13 protein-coding genes are annotated in these 19,054 nt (G+C 55.0%); 9 read left to right on the top strand and 4 right to left on the bottom strand.

Annotation, left to right across the window (positions count from 1 at the left end; translation table 11 throughout):
• Positions 1-157: 157 nt before the first annotated feature.
• Positions 158-2,356 (bottom strand): primosomal protein N', encoded by a 2,199-nt coding sequence (gene priA / locus LN341_RS01080; protein WP_234203873.1) that lies wholly within the window; start codon positions 2,354-2,356, stop codon positions 158-160.
• A gap of 229 nt (positions 2,357-2,585) precedes the next feature.
• On the opposite strand from priA, the gene rpmE reads away from it, so the two are divergent.
• Positions 2,586-2,798 carry a 50S ribosomal protein L31 gene (gene rpmE, locus LN341_RS01085; RefSeq protein ID WP_046220348.1) on the top strand — a complete coding sequence of 71 codons (213 nt, stop codon included), beginning with the start codon at positions 2,586-2,588 and terminating at the stop codon, positions 2,796-2,798.
• Positions 2,799-3,058: 260 nt separating this feature from the next.
• Complete coding sequence (locus LN341_RS01090; RefSeq protein WP_046220347.1) at positions 3,059-4,306, top strand: malic enzyme-like NAD(P)-binding protein; 1,248 nt, start codon at positions 3,059-3,061, stop codon at positions 4,304-4,306.
• A gap of 77 nt (positions 4,307-4,383) precedes the next feature.
• Here the strand turns inward: LN341_RS01090 and metJ are convergent, their stop codons facing one another.
• On the bottom strand, positions 4,384-4,701 hold the full coding sequence (gene metJ / locus LN341_RS01095) for a met regulon transcriptional regulator MetJ (protein ID WP_027250617.1): 318 nt from the start codon (positions 4,699-4,701) through the stop codon (positions 4,384-4,386).
• 188 nt (positions 4,702-4,889) lie between these two features.
• Here metJ and LN341_RS01100 point away from each other — a divergent pair, with 188 nt between their 5' ends.
• The 3 genes from LN341_RS01100 (at position 4,890) to metF (ending at position 9,651) form a co-directional block, all read left to right on the top strand.
• The gene (locus LN341_RS01100) at positions 4,890-6,059 is read left to right on the top strand and encodes an O-succinylhomoserine (thiol)-lyase (protein WP_234203874.1); all 1,170 of its coding nucleotides are present in this window, start codon (positions 4,890-4,892) and stop codon (positions 6,057-6,059) included.
• Entirely contained in the window at positions 6,056-8,467 is a 2,412-nt protein-coding gene (locus tag LN341_RS01105) for a bifunctional aspartate kinase/homoserine dehydrogenase II (protein WP_234203875.1), read from the top strand. Before LN341_RS01100 ends, LN341_RS01105 begins: the two co-directional genes overlap by 4 nt.
• A gap of 281 nt (positions 8,468-8,748) precedes the next feature.
• Positions 8,749-9,651: a methylenetetrahydrofolate reductase gene (gene metF / locus LN341_RS01110; RefSeq protein WP_046220344.1), complete on the top strand. Its 903-nt coding sequence runs from the start codon at positions 8,749-8,751 to the stop codon at positions 9,649-9,651.
• Between the two features lie 130 nt (positions 9,652-9,781).
• On the opposite strand, the gene LN341_RS01115 is transcribed toward metF, so the two are convergent.
• Positions 9,782-10,354 carry a PadR family transcriptional regulator gene (locus LN341_RS01115; protein WP_046220343.1) on the bottom strand — a complete coding sequence of 191 codons (573 nt, stop codon included), beginning with the start codon at positions 10,352-10,354 and terminating at the stop codon, positions 9,782-9,784.
• Between the two features lie 364 nt (positions 10,355-10,718).
• On the bottom strand, positions 10,719-13,352 hold the full coding sequence (gene ppc / locus LN341_RS01120) for a phosphoenolpyruvate carboxylase (RefSeq protein WP_046220342.1): 2,634 nt from the start codon (positions 13,350-13,352) through the stop codon (positions 10,719-10,721).
• A gap of 560 nt (positions 13,353-13,912) precedes the next feature.
• On the opposite strand from ppc, the gene argC reads away from it, so the two are divergent.
• The 4 genes from argC to argH all read left to right on the top strand — a co-directional run bounded on the left by argC (position 13,913) and on the right by argH (position 19,034).
• Entirely contained in the window at positions 13,913-14,926 is a 1,014-nt protein-coding gene (gene argC / locus LN341_RS01125) for an N-acetyl-gamma-glutamyl-phosphate reductase (RefSeq protein WP_234203876.1), read from the top strand.
• A 26-nt stretch (positions 14,927-14,952) separates the two neighbouring features.
• On the top strand, positions 14,953-15,732 hold the full coding sequence (argB, locus tag LN341_RS01130; RefSeq protein WP_046220340.1) for an acetylglutamate kinase: 780 nt from the start codon (positions 14,953-14,955) through the stop codon (positions 15,730-15,732).
• Between the two features lie 144 nt (positions 15,733-15,876).
• Positions 15,877-17,085, top strand: a complete 1,209-nt coding sequence (locus LN341_RS01135; protein ID WP_046220339.1) for an argininosuccinate synthase — start codon at positions 15,877-15,879, stop codon at positions 17,083-17,085.
• Positions 17,086-17,156: 71 nt separating this feature from the next.
• Complete coding sequence (argH, locus tag LN341_RS01140) at positions 17,157-19,034, top strand: argininosuccinate lyase (protein WP_046220338.1); 1,878 nt, start codon at positions 17,157-17,159, stop codon at positions 19,032-19,034.
• Positions 19,035-19,054 lie beyond the last annotated feature (20 nt).

Raw genomic sequence — 19,054 nt, forward strand, 5'->3', positions numbered from 1 at the left:
ATTTCTCTCAATAATGCTGGAGGATCGCAACCAACTCGGTGCAGAAACCTGGTCCAACAAGCCTGTTATTGTAGGCGCTTTATGCGGGTTTAAACATGTGCCAAATAGCATAAATTACATTGGGCTTGTGATCCAAATCGCATTAATTGTCTTATCTTCAGCTTAAATCCTGGGGTTCGACGTCCAGCGACCAGCGCACTTTCCGCGCCAATGGCAGCAAGTTAATGGCAGGACGGGCCACAGACAGCAGCGTTTGCAGGGTTTTCCGATCGGGCGCCTGAAGCAGTAACTGCCAGCGGTAGCGGCCGGCGCGGCGGGAGAGCGGCGCCGGATTGGGCCCCAGCACCAGCGTATGGGCTTCAAACAGCGGACTGGTTTCGAGAATCCCGCGCACCTGATGCAGGAACTGTTCGGTCAGTTCACTTTGCGCCGCCTCGGCCCGGAACAAGGCCAGATAGGTATAAGGCGGCAGCATGGCCTGACGGCGCTCTGTCAGCGCCTGAGCGGCAAAGTGGTCATACCCTTTGTAGAGCAGGGCCTGAAGCAGACTGTGTTCCGGATGGTGGGTTTGCAGCAGCACTTCGCCCGGCTTGCTGGCACGGCCTGCGCGACCTGCGACCTGGATGAACAGCTGAGCCAGGCGCTCCGCCGCACGAAAGTCATTACTGAACAGCGCGCTGTCGACATCGACCAGCGCCACCAGGGTGACATCCGGAAAGTGGTGACCTTTGGCCAGCATCTGGGTGCCGATCAGGATCTGATACTCCTTGTTCCTGACCGCTTCCAGGTAATTGTCCAGGCTGCCTTTGCGGCGGGTACTGTCGCGATCAATGCGCACGGTTTTGAATTCAGGGAACAAGCTGGCAAGCTGGTGTTCAAGCTGCTCGGTGCCGACCCCGACGGTCTGGAGCTGGGTTGAACCGCACTGCTGGCACTGGGGCATGACCGGCCGCTGGGTCTGACAATGGTGGCAGCGCAGTTCGCCGGAGTGCTGATGGTAAGTGTAATAGGCGTCGCATCGCTTGCATTCCGCCAGCCAGCCACATTCATGGCACATCAGCGCCGGCGCGAACCCGCGGCGGTTGAGAAACAGCATCACCTGATTGCCGGCGCTCAGGTGCTGGCGCATCCGGGCAATCAGCGGCGCGGACAGCCCCGCCTCCAGATGGAGCCCTTTCATGTCCAGTACCCCGTGGCGGGCGGCCTGCGCGTTACCGGCGCGGCGGGTCAGATGCAGGTGGTGGTATTTGCCGGTTCTGGCATTGTGCAGGGTTTCCAGTGCCGGGGTGGCTGAACCAAGCACAATCGGAATGTTTTCTTTGTTCGCCCGCAGCACGGCCATGTCTCTGGCATGATAGCGCAGGCTGTCCTGCTGCTTATAAGACGGGTCATGCTCTTCATCGACAATGATGATGCCGAGATCGGCGAACGGGGTGAACAGGGCAGAGCGGGTCCCAATAATAATACCGGCCTGATTGTCGCGCCCGGCCAGCCAGGCACTGAGGCGCTCGGTATCATTCAGGCCGGAGTGAATGGTAAACAGCGGCACGTTGAAGCGGCGCTGAAAACGGTTGATGGTCTGAGGCGTCAGGCCAATTTCCGGTACCAGCACCAGGGCTTGTTTGCCAGCGGCCAGCACCGGCTCAATCAGGTTGAGATAGACTTCGGTCTTGCCTGAACCCGTCACCCCTTCCAGTAAATAACAGGCATAATCCGGGTTGGCATTGACGCTGGCAATCGCCAGTGCCTGTTCTTCGTTGAGGCGGGGTTTCTCTTCGGTGACAGCGAAATCCGTGGGCCAGTGGCCACTGTGCGCTGTGGTGTGAAAACTGTCGACCCAGCCTTTTTCGGCCAGCGTTTTCAGGGTGGCGCTGTTCACCTCCTGATCGAGCAAGGCATCGTGACTCAGCGCGCCATGGCGCAGCAGCGTCAGTACTTTTGCCTGCCGCGGTGCCCGTTTGAGTGCCGCCAGAGGTTGTTCCTGGCCTTTTTCTGTCAATTGCCAGTAACGAATCTCAGCATTGGCCGGTCTGCCTTTACGTAAGGCCGAAGGCAGGGCATTGGCCAGGGTATCGCCCAACGGGTATTGGTAGTAGCGGCTGGTCCATTCCAGTAACTGAAACAATGGCGGCTGCCACAGCGGTTCGCTATCGAGCACCGCCTTGAGGGGTTTGAGCTGGTCGCGGGGAAAATCGGACTGCCCGGTCAGGGCAATAACAATCCCGGTTAGCTGCTGACGACCAAATGGCACCCGTACCCGGCCACCGACCACGGGCCGAAGGCCTGATGGGATCAGGTAGTCAAAGCTTTTGTCCAGCGGAACGGGCAGGGCAACCCTGGCGATGGTGGCAGTCATGGGTATTGGCTGATATCACTTATACTTACAGGTAGATGGCAGTGTACCTTGCACAGGGGGTGAGGCAAAGCAAGACAACACTGTGATTGCAGGTTGATCTGTGTCGGCTGATTGATTATCATACGCCGCCTATTTGTCCAGCGCCGTCGGCCTGGCAGTATTTATTAACCACGTGTGGTGCCCGGCTTTGGATCGGGAGAGCGACACGGCCTTAGCTTAGAGGTTTCCCATGAAACAAGGTATCCACCCAGAATACACAGCTGTAAACGCACGTTGTTCTTGCGGCAACGCTTTTGTCTTTAATTCAACTATGAAAAAAGACATCAACCTGGATGTGTGTGACAAATGTCACCCATTCTACACTGGTAAGCAACGTCAAGTGAGCACCGGTGGCCGTATCGACAAATTCAACAAGCGTTTCGGCGCTCTGTCTAGCAAGTAATTGCTTTCAGACAACTGTCGAGAAAAGGGACGCTCAGGCGTCCCTTTTTGCTGTCTGCGGTTTCTGCCTGCCCTTAATGACTGATTTATTTGTTGTCATTGACCCCTATCTGTTCTCCCCGCATATCTTCTGGCCTGCCACGGCCATTGTCTTGGTATTACCAGCTTGTACGAACTAGGATTTTGTGCTGCTATCGAATATGATTGATTGTTCAATACCGAACCGAACAGAACATCCATCCATTCAGGATTCTAATAATTATGTCTGAAGATTTTCGTCAACAAGCACTTCACTATCATGCTTACCCTGTCCCCGGGAAAATTTCGGTTGAACTCAGCAAGCCTGCGAATACAGTAGAAGATCTTGCGCTGGCCTACAGCCCTGGTGTGGCTGAGCCGGTGCGGGAAATCGCCCAAAATGCAGAGAATGTCTATAAGTACACAGGTAAAGGCAACATGGTTGCTGTGATTACCAACGGTACGGCCATTCTTGGCTTGGGTAACCTTGGTCCGCTGGCTTCTAAGCCGGTCATGGAAGGTAAGGCCCTGCTGTTCAAGCGTTTCGCTGGCCTGGATTCAATAGATATCGAAGTGAAACACCGCACCATCGACGAGTTTGTTGATACTGTGGCCAATATCGCCGATACCTTTGGCGGGATTAACCTGGAAGATATCAAAGCCCCCGATTGTTTTGAGATTGAAAAGCGTTTGATTGAACGCTGCCAGGTGCCTGTGTTCCATGATGACCAGCACGGTACCGCGATTGTCACGGCTGCCGGTATGCTGAACGCTCTGGAGCTGCAGGGCAAAGATATCAAAGAAGCGGTGATCATCTGCCTGGGTGCCGGCGCAGCGGCCGTCGCCTGTATGGAACTGCTGATCAAATGCGGCGCCCAGCGTGAAAAAATCTACATGCTGGATCGCAAAGGGGTCATTCACACCCGTCGTGATGATATCAACGAGTATAAGCAACTGTTTGCTAACAACACAGATAAGCGTACCCTGGAAGATGTGATCGAGGGCGCGGATATCTTTGTTGGTGTCTCTGGTCCGGATCTGCTGGCGCCTGAAGCACTGAAGCTGATGGCGGACAAGCCGATCGTCTTTGCCTGCTCAAACCCGGATCCGGAAATTAAACCTGAGCTGGCCCATGCGGTTCGCAATGATCTGATCATGGGAACCGGCCGTTCGGATTATCCGAACCAGGTCAACAACGTCATTTGTTTCCCGTTTATTTTCCGCGGTGCGTTGGATGTGCGTGCCAGCGAAATTAACGATGAAATGAAGCTGGCTGCGGTCAACGCGATCCGTGAACTGGCTAAAGAACCAGTGCCGGCAGAAGTGATCAAAGCCGCCGGGGTGGATAAGCTGGCGTTCGGTCCTGATTATATTATCCCGAAACCGATGGATCCGCGTTTGTTGCCACGGGTTGCCAAAGCGGTTGCGGTCGCAGCGGTTGAATCCGGTGTTGCCCGGATTGAGATGCCTGTGGGTTACATGGAAGTGTAATGACACCCAGTGTGTGCTTATGATTGAAAAAACCAGCCATGTGGCTGGTTTTTTTTTATCTCAAGGCGCTATCTTGATTATTCGTTGATGTCTTCGTACTCAATGCCCAGGCTGTCCATGATGGCCTTGGCTTCTGCCGGCAAATCGTCAGGGCGATCTTTGCGGATATCTTCATCCGTTGGCAGTGGCTGACCTGTGTAGGCATGCAGGAATGCCTCGCACAGCAGTTCACTGTTGGTGGCGTGGCGAAGGTTGTTTACCTGACGGCGGGTGCGTTCATCTGTGAGGATTTTCAACACCTTTAATGGGATAGAGACAGTGATTTTCTTGACCTGCTCATTTTTCTTGCCGTGTTCCGCATAAGGGCTGATGTACTCACCGTTCCACTTTGCCATTGTTTACCTTCTCAGCGATATCGAGTTTTGAAATATTGTATGGGGGGAATTTTAGCGGCATTTACTGCCACAAGCAAAGACATATGGACGTCTAGAAGTGTTGACGTCTTTTTTAAATCTCGCTAAGGTTGAGGCATCTTACTCTCGTCGGCCTCTGACCTGGTCCCAGAAACAAGGAAGCAAATTACATGAGTGACAAGAAAACAGCTACTATCGCTGTTCGCAGCGGGATTGAAACCGATCAGCAATTTCGTGCAGTGGTGCCACCTATTTACTTGACCTCAACTTACGGCTTCCCTGAATTAGGGACCTTACCTCAATACGATTATTCCCGCTCAGGTAACCCAACCCGTAATTTACTGGCAGACACCCTGGCGGAGCTGGAAGGCGGGGCAGGCGGTGTGGTGACCAGCTGCGGCACGGCGGCGATTAACCTGCTGGCAACGGCACAACTGGGGCCGGATGATCTGGTTGTGGCACCTCATGACTGCTACGGCGGCACTTACCGCTTGTTCAATACCCGTGCCGGTAAAGGTGACTTCAAGGTACTTTTTGTCGATCAGGGCAACCCTCAGGCGCTGGCTGAAGCGCTGGCCAGAAAACCGACACTGGTGTGGGTGGAAACGCCGTCTAACCCGCTGTTGCGGGTGATCGACGTCGAGCAGCTGTGCCGTCAGGCGCACGATGCAGGGGCGCTGGTGGCGGTGGACAATACTTTCCTCTCGCCGGCGCTGCAGCAGCCGATTGCCCTGGGCGCCGACTTTGTGGTGCATTCCACCACCAAATATATCAATGGTCATTCAGATGTGGTGGGCGGGGTGCTGATTGCCAAAGACAGTGAGCACGCCGAGACTTTGTCCTGGTGGGCCAACTGTATCGGCGCCACTGGCGCCCCCTTTGATGCCTACCTGACCCTGCGTGGTGTGCGCACGCTGATGGCGCGTATGCGGGTTCATGAAGAAAACGCCGCCCGGTTGCTGGCCTATCTGCAAACCCAGCCGCTGGTGGGCAAGATTTACCACCCCAGCCTGGCCGATCACCCCGGCCATGCCATTGCAGTCCGGCAGCAAAAAGGCTTTGGCTCTATGCTGAGTTTTGAGCTGGCCGGCAGCAGGCAGCAGCTGGAAGTTTTTGTGGCGTCTTTGAATGATTTCTCTCTGGCTGAATCGCTGGGCGGTACGGAAAGCCTGATTGCACATCCTGCCAGCATGACCCATCGTGCCATGTCGGATGAAGCACAGCTGGCTGCCGGTATTTTGCCTTCTCTGCTGCGTCTGTCTGTCGGGCTGGAAGATGCCGATGATTTGATTGCCGATCTGGCCCAGGCCTTTGCCAAAGCGGCGGAGGCCAGTGAATGACCCGGAAACGTCAACTGCACAAATTTGGCGGCAGCAGTTTAGCGGATGCCAGCTGCTACCGGAACGTCGCTCATATTCTGGCACAATACTCCAGTGATGAGGATCTGGTGGTGGTCTCGGCGGCCGGCAAAACCACCAACCGACTGATTCAGTGGCTGTCTTTGCTGAGCAAAGATGGCCGGCTGGCACATGAAAGCCTGCAGGATTTGCGCACCTTTCAGCAGCACCTGATTGAAGAGTTGCTGGAAGAAACCGTGGCGGATGAGCTGCTCACTTCACTGCATCTGGAATTCAGTGAGCTGGGCCAGCTCACCGACAGTGATATCACCCCGGCCAGACAGGCCTGGGTGCTCGGACACGGCGAATTGTGGTCCTCCCGCTTGCTGGCCGCCTTACTGACACAAAAAGGCATGGCGGCACGTGCGCTGGATTCCCGTTCTTTCCTGCGTGCCGAACGCGCCGCGCAGCCTGAAGTTGACCGGGGCCGTTCACTGCCGTTGCTGCAAAATGAACTGGCGCAGCATAGCGGCCATCGTATGGTGATCACAGGTTTTATGGCCAGTAATCAGGCCGGAGAAACTGTGCTGCTGGGCCGCAATGGCTCGGATTACTCGGCCACAGTGATCGGCGCACTGGCCGGTGTCAGCCGGGTGACTATCTGGAGTGATGTCGCCGGTGTCTACAGTGCAGATCCCCGCCTGGTCAGTGATGCCTGTTTACTGCCGCTGCTGCGTCTGGATGAGGCCGATGAACTGGCCCGTCTGGCAGCCCCTGTGCTGCACAGCCGTACGCTGCAGCCGGTTGCCCAGAGTGCCATCGACCTGACACTGCGCTGCAGCTTGCAGCCGGAATCTGGCTCGACGCGGGTTGAAAGGGTGCTCGCTTCCGGTCGCGGCGCCAAAATCATTACCTCGCTGGATGATGTTTGTCTGCTGGAGCTGTCTGTTTCCCGTGCTCAGACGCTGGCGCTGGCGCAGGTGGAGCGTGAGCTGGCGACGCTGCTGCCCAAAGCGCAGCTGATCCCGCTGGCCCAGTCGGTTGAAACCGATAAAGGGCAGATTCTGCTGGCCTATACCGCTGAAGTGGCCAACGGGGTGCTGGCATTGCTGCAAGACAGCGGCTTACCGGCCGAGATCCGTTTGCGCGATGGCTTTACGATGGTCGCTGCGGTCGGGGCCGGGGTGGTGATCAACCCGGTTCACTGTCATGGTTTCCAGCAGCAGTTAAAGGGCCAGCCGGTTGAATTTATTGCCGAAGCCGAATCCGGACTGAGCCTGGTGGCGGTCCTGCGTCAGGCCGATACCCAGGCTCTGGTCCAACTGATCCACCAGAGCCTGTTTCAGGCGCAAAAGCGGATCGGCTTGATTTTGTGCGGCAAGGGTAATATTGGCAGCCGCTGGCTGGAACTGCTGGAAGAAGAAAAAGTAGCGCTGGAAAAGCGGCACGGCATGAGCTTTACCCTGATCGGGGTGGCGGACAGCCGGCGCCACTGGCTGGACCTGCAAGGCATTGAGCCGCTTCAGGCACTGACCCGGTTTGATGATGAAGCCACAGAGGGGGCGGACTGGCTGCCGGCCATCGGGCAGCATGATTATGATGAGCTGGTGGTGTTAGATGTCACCGCCAGCAAAGCGCTGGCAGAGCGTTATCCGGAATTTGCCAGTCACGGCTTGCATCTGATTTCGGCCAATAAAGTTGCCGGCTCGGCAAAAGGCAAAACTTACCGCGCCGTGGTCGATGCGTTCGAGAAAAGCAGTCGCCACTGGCTGTATAACGCCACGGTGGGCGCCGGGTTGCCGGTCAATCATACGGTCAAAGATTTGCGCGACAGCGGGGATACCATTATTGCTGTGTCCGGTATTTTTTCCGGCACCCTGTCCTGGCTGTTCCAACAGTTTGACGGCAGCCTGCCTTTTAGTCAGTTGCTTGAACAGGCCTGGCAGCAGGGGCTGACAGAGCCGGATCCGCGCCACGATCTGGACGGCAGCGATGTGATGCGAAAACTGGTGATCTTAGCGCGTGAATCCGGCCTGGCACTGGAGCCGGAGCAGGTCAAAGTCGAGTCACTGGTCCCCGAGGAGCTGGAACCCCTGAGTCTGGATGCTTTCTTTGAGCGCAGTGCCGTACTCGATGAGCGTTTGCAGGCGCGTCTGAGCAAAGCACAGCGAGAGGGAAAAGTGCTGCGTTATGTTGCGCGTCTGGACAAAAATGGGCACGCCGTGGTGGGCCTGGAAGCGTTGGAGCCTGAGCATGCGCTGGCAAACCTGCTGCCCTGTGACAACATCTTTGCGATTGAAAGCCGCTGGTACCGGGACAATCCGTTGGTGATCCGCGGTCCTGGCGCGGGCCGGGATGTGACGGCAGGGGCGTTATTGTCGGATTTGAACCGCCTGGCGCGGCTTTTGTAAGATTTTCCCGTTATGAGATAGAACCAAAGGGTAGCCGAGCGCTGCCCTTTCTGTTTTCTTGCTTCGGCTTTTTCCTGTATTGGTGCGGGTTGGCGGGCAATCGGCAGGGTAAAACTCTGGACTTGAATAAAGTGGATCTTGATGTTGAGAAAAATTCATGTTGATGCGGTTGACATTAATTTGGTTACAAGACATTCTGTGGACATATAGACGTCTAAATGGTTGTTTGGCGTCAGGGTTCAGAGGGAAGGCCGCAGGCCAGCAGCAGGAAGGTTTCAATTATGGGTTATTCTTACGCCAGTCACTTGGATGCGTTAAATCAGAACATCGCCGATCTGAACGGCGCTATCAATGTATCATTTGAATTCTTTCCGCCAAGTACGCCTGCGATGGAAGAAACCCTCTGGTCATCGATCCACCGTCTGAAGACGCTCAAGCCGAAGTTCGTATCTGTGACTTACGGCGCCAACTCAGGCGAGCGTGACCGTACTCACTCTATCATCAAAGATATTAAAGATCAGACCGGTCTGCTGGCAGCGCCTCACCTGACCTGTATCGATGCCACGCGTGATGAACTGCGCGCCATCGCCCGTGATTACTGGAAAAACGGCATTCGCAATATCGTGGCGCTGCGGGGCGATTTACCGCCGCAGGGGGGCAAGCCGGATATGTATGCGGTTGATCTGGTCAAGCTGCTGCGCGAAGAAGCCGACTTCGATATTTCTGTGGCGGCTTACCCTGAAGTGCACCCGGAAGCGAAAAGTGCTCAGGCCGATTTGATTAACCTGAAACGCAAAGTTGATGCCGGTGCCAGCCGCGCGATCACTCAGTTCTTTTTTGATGTGGAGAGCTACCTGCGTTTTCGCGACCGTTGTGTGGCCGCCGGTATCGATGTTGAAATTGTCCCGGGTATTTTGCCTGTGGTGAATATGAATCAGGCCAAGCGCTTTGCGCAGGCCAATAATGTGAAAATCCCGAACTGGTTAGAAAAACAATATCAGGGACTGGATGACGATTTGCTGAGCCGCCAGATGGTTGGGGCCAGTAACGCGATTGATATGGTGCGAGTGCTGAGCCGTGAGGGCGTCAAAGATTTTCACTTCTATACCCTGAACCGCGCTGAACTGACCTACGCGATCTGCCATACCTTAGGGGTGCGCGCTGAGGCTGAAGCCACGGCCTGATTGCTCTCTCGGGCAGGAAAAAGAAAAAGCCGCAATGCGGCTTTTTTTGTCACTGGCAGGGCGTAATTTATCGGCCCTTGACGTTCAGAGGAGCCGATAGTGCACTGCGCCTGCACATCAGTCTGCAGGATTACTCTGCAGCCATGGCGACATTGCTGTCGGCGCTGTCGATGTCTTGCAGCTCGACCAGAACTTCTTCCGCCCAGTCGATCCAAGCCTGTCGGTTATGGATCCCGCGACGCAGTGTCAGGCGATCGAGGCGCGACTGACGATCCATGTCTTTGTAATTGGCGAAGTGGACTTTTTCCAGCTCGTGGTAATGGTTCATCAGGGTGTGTGATTCCTCGATCAGTGCTTCCAACTGGCGCTGCATCGGCAGTGAGTTGTGAACACCGCAAACCAGAAGTTTGGCAGAGAATTCATCACGAATGGTTGGATTGCGGGCTGGCTCCTGGAACCACTCAAACAGCGCCTGACGGCCCAGATCAGTGATAGAGTAGACCTTGCGATCCGGCTTACCTTCCTGAGGTTCCAGTTTGCAGGTCACCTGGTTGTTGGTGGCCATTTTGTTGAGCTCACGGTAAACCTGCTGATGACTGGCTTTCCAGAAATAGCCGATACTGTGAGAAAACTCTTTAGTTATGTCGTAGCCGGTCGCGTCGCGCGAACTCAGCACGGTCAATATGACGTGTGGTAGTGACATCTCTTCTATCCGTTAAAATACTACAAAAAATAAACCGACGAGGCATAACGTTACCCTTCCGCTCTCAGGCGTTTTTATAATCGTCTTGTTGCAGTGCCCGGTCGAGATCACATAGGATATCATCAATTGATTCTCTGCAACCACTGGAAGCATAAATATTCCATGATGAACAGTGAGCAATTACTTATCTTGTGACGCTCGTCCAATTATGTAGACTGCGCGCAGTGCATAAAGTTTCAATCAAATTGATTCACAGCACTCTATAGACCTTAGTTGAAATGAAAAAAGTCACCTTGTCTAAATTGTAAATAAAAAAACAGGCCACCTGCCGGTGACCTGTTTGATGTTGCGATGAGGCGAAATCTTAACCCGTGTTGCGCATGCCGGCGGCAATCCCGGCAATGGTGACCATCAGGGCTTCTTCCAGAATCGGCGATTCGCTCTCCTGCTGGCGGGTGCGGTGCAGTAATTCCGCCTGCAGCATGTTGAGCGGTTCAACATAGACATTGCGAAGGCGGATAGATTCAGCCCCCCAGGGATCCTGCTCCATCAGATGATCGCTGTTCTCTACGTTCAGCACCACCTTGATATCGCGCTGTAACTGGTCTCGCAATTCCTGCCCCAGCGGCCATAAACTCGCGTCTGTCAGCCGCTGATCATAGTATTCGGCAATCTGGATATTGGTTTTGCTGTACACCATTTCCAGCATACCTAGTCGGGTAGAGAAGAATGGCCATTCACGGCACATTTCTTCCAGCAACTCAGAATGGCCCTGATCGATGACATGCTGAATGGCTTTACCGGCACCCAGCCAGGCAGGCAGCAGCAGACGGTTCTGACTCCAGGCGAAAATCCATGGAATGGCGCGTAAGCTTTCTACGCCGCCTTGCGGGTTTCGCTTGGACGGGCGTGAACCCAGCGGCAGTTTACCCAGTTCCATTTCCGGCGTTGCTGCGCGGAAATAGGGCACGAAGGAATCATGGCCACGCACCACAGAGCGATAGGCCTCGCAGGAAACATCGGACAGCACGTCCATGACATCACGCCATTGCTGCTTAGGCGCCGGTGGCGGCAGCAGGTTGGCTTCCAGAATGGCGCTGGCGTACAGGTTCAGGCTGTTGACGGCCACGTCCGGCAGTCCCAGCTTAAAGCGGATCATTTCGCCTTGTTCGGTCACCCGCAGGCCGCCTTTGAGGCTGCGCGGCGGCTGAGACAGCAGGGCAGCGTGCGCAGGCGCACCGCCACGGCCAATACTGCCGCCACGACCGTGGAACAGGGTCAGTTCAACACCGGCCTCGTCACAGACATTGACCAGGGCTTCCATCGCGCGATACTGCGCCCAGCCTGCCGCCGTAACCCCGGCATCTTTGGCTGAGTCAGAATAGCCGATCATCACCATTTGGTGGTTCTGGATGAAACCGCGGTACCAGTCGATGTTCATCAGCTGGGTAATGACTGCCTCGGCATTATTGAGGTCGTCCAGAGTTTCAAACAGAGGGCAGACATCCAGACGGAAGGTGCAGCCGGATTCTTTGAGCAGCAAATGAACGGCCAGCACATCCGAGGCGGTGCGGGCCATGGAAATCACATAGGCGCCCAGCGCCTGACGCGGCTGCTCAGCCACGACACGGCAGGTATCCAGCACTTCCTGTACCGCTTCCGATGGCTGCCAGTTCCGGGGCAGCAGGGGACGATTGGACGCTAGCTCACGAACCAGGAAAGCCACTTTGTCCTGCTCGCTCCACTGATCGTAATCGCCCAAGCCCAGATAGCGGGTCAGTTCAGAAATGGCATTCGAATGGCGGGTGCTTTCCTGACGGATATCCAGTCGCACCAGATGGACGCCGAAACATTGAATGCGGCGCAGGGTATCCAGCAGCAAGCCGTCGGCAATGATAGACATGCCGCACTCGTGCAGTGAGCGGTAACAGGCATGGAGCGGTTGCCACAGTTGATCGATGTCTTCCAGGATAGCGACTTTCGGCACACTGTCGCTGCCTTTGATCTGAGCATCCAGCACATCGCGGGTCTGGGTCAGTAAAGTCCGCAAGCCTTTGATGATTTCACGATACGGTTCGTGGGCACCATTGGCCAGTTCGCGCACTTCGCTGTTGCACTCGACCATAGACAGTTCGCTGACCAGCTCCTGGATATCATTGAGATACAGGTCGGCCGCTTTCCAGCGGGAGAGCAGCAGTACTTCACGAGTGATCGTGGAAGTGACAAACGGGTTCCCGTCACGGTCGCCGCCCATCCAGGACGAGAACTTGACCGGTGCAGCGTCCAGCGGCAGGCTCTCACCAAGGTGCTGGTGCAGTTTCTCATCGAACTGACGCAGAAATTCCGGTACCGCCTGCCACAGTGAATTTTCAACCACGGCAAATCCCCACTTGGCTTCATCAAGCGGGCTGGGGCGTTGTTTACGGATCACATCGGAATGCCAGGCCTGAGCGATCAGTTGCTCCAGACGGCGTTCGGCTTTCTGGCGCTCACGGTGAGACAGCTCGCTCAGCTCGAGTTTGGACAGGCATTTGTTGATTTGCACCAGCTTGTGAATCATGGTGCGACGTGCAATTTCAGTCGGGTGAGCGGTTAGCACCAGTTCGATATTCAAATCGCGAACGGCTTGCAGCGAGTCGAGCTCGCCGATCTTTTCGTCTTTCAGTTTGGCGAACAGTGAATCCATTTCATCCGGATTACACACCAGCTCCTCGCAATGGCGAGAAATGGTGTGGTACTGCTCGGCGATGTTGGTCAGGTTGAGAAACTGGCTGAACGCATGAGTCACAGGCAGCAACTGATCGTCCGGCAAGTTCTGCAACTCTGTGATCAGTTTTTCCCGGTCATCACTGTTGCCGGCACAAGCCGACTTAGACAGTTTCCGAATGGTTTCTACTTTATCCAGCAGTTCGCTGCCATGGGCGTCCTTGATTGTATTACCCAGCAAGTGACCAAGCATACTGACATTGCTTTTTAACGCACTGTACTTTTCGTTCATATCGCATCCATATCGTAATTTTGTTACATCCAATCGCCAAGGCGTAGCCAACAATCTAGCCTTCATTGGGGCGAAAGGTCAATAAGTGCACCCTTTTTAGGCCAAATTCCCACCGCTTTATCCTGCATAAGGCCGCTGTGTGTCTCATTCCTGTAATTTACTTTCTTTAGTTTTACAGTTTGAGCGTGCGCTTTAACACTGGCCCGGCGTCAGAAAAGGCATTTTTTCTTCTGCTTCACTTGACACAAAAGGCAGGAAAAGGTAAATATAAAAATTCATAATAAGTGAATAAAAATATTCTTTGCTGTATCGGGTTCGCTCGAACCTGTTTCACCAGAGAATGACGTTGAACAACGCTTTTATCCGAATGACCAGAGGCTATCAGTAAGTAGTATGAACCAGGCGATGAATTACAAGCAGTATTCCTTCCGACGACGCTAAGTCTCTATCGCCTGGTGCCTCTGGCACCTTTCTCTTGCGCCTGCCCGGCGCCACGCGCTGAACACAGCAGTCATATTTTCTTGATAGTGAATTTCACAACGATGACAACGGGATCCAATATGTTGAACACATCTATCATCGGTGCCAGCGGTTATACCGGCGCAGAGCTGGCCGCTATGGTCCATAAGCACCCGCATCTGCAATTGGCTGGACTTTATGTGTCTGAAAACAGCTTAGACGCAAATAAGGCGATCAGTGAGCTTCATGGCCAGCTGCGCGGGCAGATTGATCTGCCTCTGCAACCTCTGACAGACGTGGCCGCTGTGGCACAGGCTTCCGATATTGTCCTGCTGGCAACGGCCCATGAAGTCAGTCATGACCTGGCACCTGTTTTCCTGGCGGCTGGCTGTCAGGTGTTTGATCTTTCCGGTGCATTCCGGGTGAAGGGGGATGACTTTTATACCCAGTATTACGGCTTCGCGCATCAGCATGCGAACTGGCTGGATGCGGCTGTGTACGGTCTGGCGGAGTGGAATGCTGAGGCGATCGCTCAGGCTCAGTTAGTCGCTGTGCCCGGCTGTTATCCGACGGCGTCGCAACTGGCGCTGAAACCGCTGCTGGCAGCCGGCTTGCTCGATACCCTGCAATGGCCGGTGATCAATGCCGTCAGCGGTGTCTCTGGTGCCGGCCGGAAAGCCAGCATGACCAACAGTTTTTGCGAAGTCAGCCTGATGGCATACGGTGTCTTTACCCATCGTCATCAGCCGGAAATTTCCGCGCACCTGGGCACTGATGTCATCTTTACCCCGCATCTGGGTAATTTCAAACGGGGCATTCTGGCCACGATTACGGCCAAACTGGCACCCGGAGTGACCCCGCAAGCGGTGACAGAAGCGATGGAAGCGGCCTATACCCAGCCGGGCCAGCAGGCGGTGCGTTTGCTGGGCAATCACACAGCACGTTTGCAGGATGTGGTGAATACTTGCTTCTGTGATATTGGCTGGAACGTGCAGGGGCAGCATGTGATCCTCACGTCGGCGATCGATAACTTATTAAAAGGCGCATCGTCTCAGGCGATGCAATGCATAAATATTCGTAATGGTTTTGCACCATTGACTGCGTTGGTTGGTTAAGTCTGGCTGTTGAAAGGAGAACCGGGATGGAACAGTCGCCGTTAGTAATCAAATTGGGTGGAGCCGTACTGTCGTGCACCGACACCCTGGAAAAAGTATTTGGTGCCATCAATGCCTATCAGGCCAAGGCTAACCGGCCTTTGGTGCTGGTCCATGGCGGCGGCTATCTGGTTGATGACCTGATGAAAAAGCTGAATCTGCCGACGGTGAAAAAGCAGGGGTTACGGGTGACGCCTGCGGACCAAATCGGCGTGATTGCCGGCGCCCTGGCGGGCACGGCCAATAAAATGCTGCAAGGTCAGGCCATCAAGTCCGGGGTGAAAGCGGTGGGGCTAAGCCTGGCAGACGGTGGTCTGTGTCAGGTCACTGAGCTGGATCCTGAACTGGGAGCCGTCGGCAAAGCCGCGCCGGGAAACAGCCACTTAGTGTCCGGCATTATCGCGGCAGGTTATCTGCCGATTGTCAGCTCAATTGGCCTCACGGCCGATGGCGAGTTGATGAATGTCAATGCTGATCAGGCCGCGGTGGCTGTGGCGGCGGCGCTGGATGCCGAACTGGTGTTGCTGTCGGATGTCAGTGGCGTACTGGATGGCAAAGGGCATCTGATTGCCTCGCTGAGCGAGCCTCAGGCGGATGCGCTGATCCAGCAGGCGGTGATTACCGATGGCATGATTGTCAAAGTGAAAGCCGCATTTGAAGCTGCCAAAGGATTGGGACGTGCCGTCGAAATTGCCGGCTGGCGCTACCCGGAACAGTTGGTAAATCTGTTTGACGGGGAGCAAATCGGCACCCGATTTGTGCTCTGAACCCGCAGAATTGAGTACAAACGCTGGCGGCAAACCGGCGTTTGGATATAAAAATTACCCTGATTTCGTTTGATGTTTCAAACAGTAAAGATTGATATCGCCTGAACGGGTAGACCGTCGAGCAGGCAACAAAGGAGAGTAACAATGAGTAAGGTAAGTAAAGTTGTATTGGCCTATTCCGGCGGTCTGGACACATCGGCCATCATCCCATGGCTGAAAGAGAACTATGACTGCGAAGTGATCGCCTTCGTCGCCGATGTAGGCCAGGGTGAAGAGGAACTGGTCGGTATTGAAGAGAAGGCTCTGGCGTCAGGTGCATCGGCTTGTTATATCGCCGATCTGAAAGAAGAAATGGTCAAAGACTATATCTACCCAAGCCTGAAAACCGGCGCTGTGTATGAAGGCAAATATCTGTTGGGTACCTCAATGGCCCGTCCGATTATCGCCAAAGCACAGGTTGAGTGTGCGCTGGAAGTGGGCGCGGATGCCCTGTGCCACGGTTGTACCGGTAAAGGCAACGATCAGGTGCGTTTTGAAAGTGCCTACGCGGCCCTGGCACCACAACTGACTGTGATTGCCCCTTGGCGTGAATGGGATCTGCGCAGCCGGGAAGCTCTGCTGGATTATCTGGCCGAGCGTAAGATTCCAACCACGGCAACGCTGGAAAAAATCTATTCCCGTGACGCGAATGCCTGGCACATTTCAACCGAAGGCGGCGTGCTGGAAAACACTTGGAACCAGTCCAACGAGCTGTGCTGGGTATGGACCAAAGATCCGGAAGATGCGCCGAACACCCCGGAAGAAGTGTCTGTACTGATCGAAAAAGGCGAGATTGTGGCAGTCGACGGCAAAGCCATGTCGCCGTATGAAGCGCTGGTCTATCTGAACAAGAAAGGTGCCGAGCACGGCGTCGGCCGGATCGATATCGTGGAAAACCGTCTGGTCGGGATCAAATCCCGCGGTTGTTATGAGACACCGGGAGGCACCATCATGATGGAAGCCCTGCGTGCCGTCGAGCAACTGGTCCTGGACAAAGAGTCGTTTGAATTTCGTGAAAGCATTGGCCTGAAAGCATCGCACCTGATTTACGATGGTCGTTGGTTTACTCCGCTGTGCCGTTCACTGCTGGCCGCCGCGAATGAGCTGGCGCAGGACGTCAATGGTGAAGTGGTACTGAAACTGTACAAAGGTCAGGTCACTGCCGTTCAGAAACGTTCGCCGAACAGCCTGTACTCGGAAGAGTTCGCCACCTTCGGTGAAGACGAAGTGTACGACCACAGCCATGCGGGTGGCTTTATCCGCCTGTACTCGCTGGCCAGCCGTATCCGTGCCCTGAACGAACAGAAAAAATAATCTAATCAGCGTAAAGCGCATTACTAATCAGACATGTGAGCAAGTCGGTCGTACAGCAAAGGAGAAGTACCATGGCACTATGGGGCGGACGTTTTAGTCAGGCAGCAGATACTCGGTTCAAGCAGTTTAACGATTCCCTGCGTTTTGATTACCGCCTGGCGGAGCAAGACATCGTTGGCTCGGTGGCCTGGTCCAAAGCGCTGCGTCAGGTCGGGGTACTGACCGAAGCGGAGCAGCAGAAGCTGGAGCTGGCACTCAATGAGCTCAAGCTGGCTGTGATGGAGGATCCGCAACAGATCCTCCACTCTGACGCCGAAGACATCCACAGCTGGGTTGAGCAACAGCTGATCCACCGTGTGGGTGATTTGGGCAAAAAGCTGCACACCGGCCGTTCACGGAACGATCAGGTGGCGACTGATCTCAAGCTGTGGTGTCGTCAGCAGGGACACCAGCTACTCATGATGCTGGACCACCTGCAAAGTCAGCTGACGGCAGTGGCCCGTGCACACCAGACCACTGTGTTGCCGGGATATACCCACCTGCAGCGGGCTCAGCCGGTAACGTTTGCCCACTGGTGTCTGGCTTATGTGGAAATGTTTGAGCGGGACCATTCCCGTCTCAGTGATGCGCTGCACCGGTTAGATACCTGTCCGTTAGGTTCAGGTGCACTGGCTGGTACGGCTTACCCGATTGACCGTGAAGCTCTGGCCCACAGTCTGGGTTTCCACCGGGCAACCCGTAACAGTCTGGATTCTGTATCGGACCGTGATCATGTGATGGAGCTGTTGTCGACGGCGTCGATTTCCATGCTGCATTTGTCGCGGCTGGCCGAAGACATGATCTTCTACAATTCGGGCGAGTCTAACTTCATTGAGCTGGCCGATACGGTGACCTCAGGTTCTTCCCTGATGCCGCAGAAAAAGAATCCGGATGCGCTGGAGCTGATCCGGGGTAAGTGTGGCCGGGTATACGGCTCCCTGGCGGGCATGATGATGACAGTCAAAGCGCTGCCGCTGGCTTACAACAAAGACATGCAGGAAGACAAAGAAGGCTTGTTCGACGCACTGGACACCTGGCATGAATGCATGGAAATGGCTGCGCTGTGTTTTGACGGTATCAAGGTCAATAAAGATCGGACGCTTGAAGCGGCGATGCAGGGGTATTCCAATGCCACTGAGCTGGCCGATTACCTGGTGGCCAAAGGCATCCCGTTTCGGGAAGCACACCATATCGTCGGCGTGGCTGTCGTCGCGGCGATTGAGAAAGGCTGTGCGCTGGAAGAGCTGTCACTGGAGGAGATGAAAGCTTTCTCGCCTGTGATTGCTGAAGATGTGTACCCGATCCTGACCATTGAATCCTGTCTGGAAAAACGCTGCGCACTGGGCGGTGTGGCGCCCAATCAGGTCGATCATGCGATTTCACAGACAGAAAAACGGCTGTCAAAACGCCATGCACCGGGCGTGAAAGTGCGTGGGGCGCGCCTGACGGATCTCGACGCCATTGAAGGCATGGTGGCGTACTGGGCCGGGCTGGGCGAGAATCTGCCGCGTCCGCGCAATGAACTGGTGCGGGATATCGGCTCCTTTGCGGTGGCAGAAACCCAAGGGCTGGTCACCGGCTGTGCGTCGCTGTATGTCTATGACTCGGGCTTGGCGGAAATCCGTTCGCTGGGGATCGAGGCGGGCTGGCAGCATCAGGGGCAGGGCAAAGCATTGATCCAGCATTTGCTGGAAAAAGCCAGTCAGATGGCGATCAAGCGGGTGTTTGTGCTGACCCGTGTGCCTGAATTTTTCATGAAGCAGGACTTTATTCCGACCTCAAAATCCTTGTTGCCGGAGAAAGTGATGAAAGACTGCGATATGTGCCCGCGTCAGCATGCCTGTGACGAGGTGGCACTGGAAGTCAGGTTAGATCAGCAGCACGTGATTCCAAGCGTCAACGTCGCCTGATATTCACACTGTCTGCGAGT

The sequence above is a fragment of the Photobacterium sp. TLY01 genome, assembly GCF_021432065.1.
GTDB classification, from domain to species: domain Bacteria; phylum Pseudomonadota; class Gammaproteobacteria; order Enterobacterales; family Vibrionaceae; genus Photobacterium; species Photobacterium halotolerans_A.

Excerpts from the sequence above, each read along its gene's own strand:
- LN341_RS01135 (WP_046220339.1), top strand. The coding sequence starts at position 15,877 with ATGAGTAAGGTAAGTAAAGTTGTATTGGCCTATTCCGGCGGTCTGGAC.
- LN341_RS01105 (WP_234203875.1), top strand. The coding sequence starts at position 6,056 with ATGACCCGGAAACGTCAACTGCACAAATTTGGCGGCAGCAGTTTAGCG.
- rpmE (WP_046220348.1), top strand. The coding sequence starts at position 2,586 with ATGAAACAAGGTATCCACCCAGAATACACAGCTGTAAACGCACGTTGT.
- argB (WP_046220340.1), top strand. The coding sequence starts at position 14,953 with ATGGAACAGTCGCCGTTAGTAATCAAATTGGGTGGAGCCGTACTGTCG.
- priA (WP_234203873.1), bottom strand. The coding sequence starts at position 2,356 with ATGACTGCCACCATCGCCAGGGTTGCCCTGCCCGTTCCGCTGGACAAA.
- LN341_RS01090 (WP_046220347.1), top strand. The coding sequence starts at position 3,059 with ATGTCTGAAGATTTTCGTCAACAAGCACTTCACTATCATGCTTACCCT.
- metJ (WP_027250617.1), bottom strand. The coding sequence starts at position 4,701 with ATGGCAAAGTGGAACGGTGAGTACATCAGCCCTTATGCGGAACACGGC.
- LN341_RS01115 (WP_046220343.1), bottom strand. The coding sequence starts at position 10,354 with ATGTCACTACCACACGTCATATTGACCGTGCTGAGTTCGCGCGACGCG.
- LN341_RS01100 (WP_234203874.1), top strand. The coding sequence starts at position 4,890 with ATGAGTGACAAGAAAACAGCTACTATCGCTGTTCGCAGCGGGATTGAA.
- argH (WP_046220338.1), top strand. The coding sequence starts at position 17,157 with ATGGCACTATGGGGCGGACGTTTTAGTCAGGCAGCAGATACTCGGTTC.
- argC (WP_234203876.1), top strand. The coding sequence starts at position 13,913 with ATGTTGAACACATCTATCATCGGTGCCAGCGGTTATACCGGCGCAGAG.
- ppc (WP_046220342.1), bottom strand. The coding sequence starts at position 13,352 with ATGAACGAAAAGTACAGTGCGTTAAAAAGCAATGTCAGTATGCTTGGT.
- metF (WP_046220344.1), top strand. The coding sequence starts at position 8,749 with ATGGGTTATTCTTACGCCAGTCACTTGGATGCGTTAAATCAGAACATC.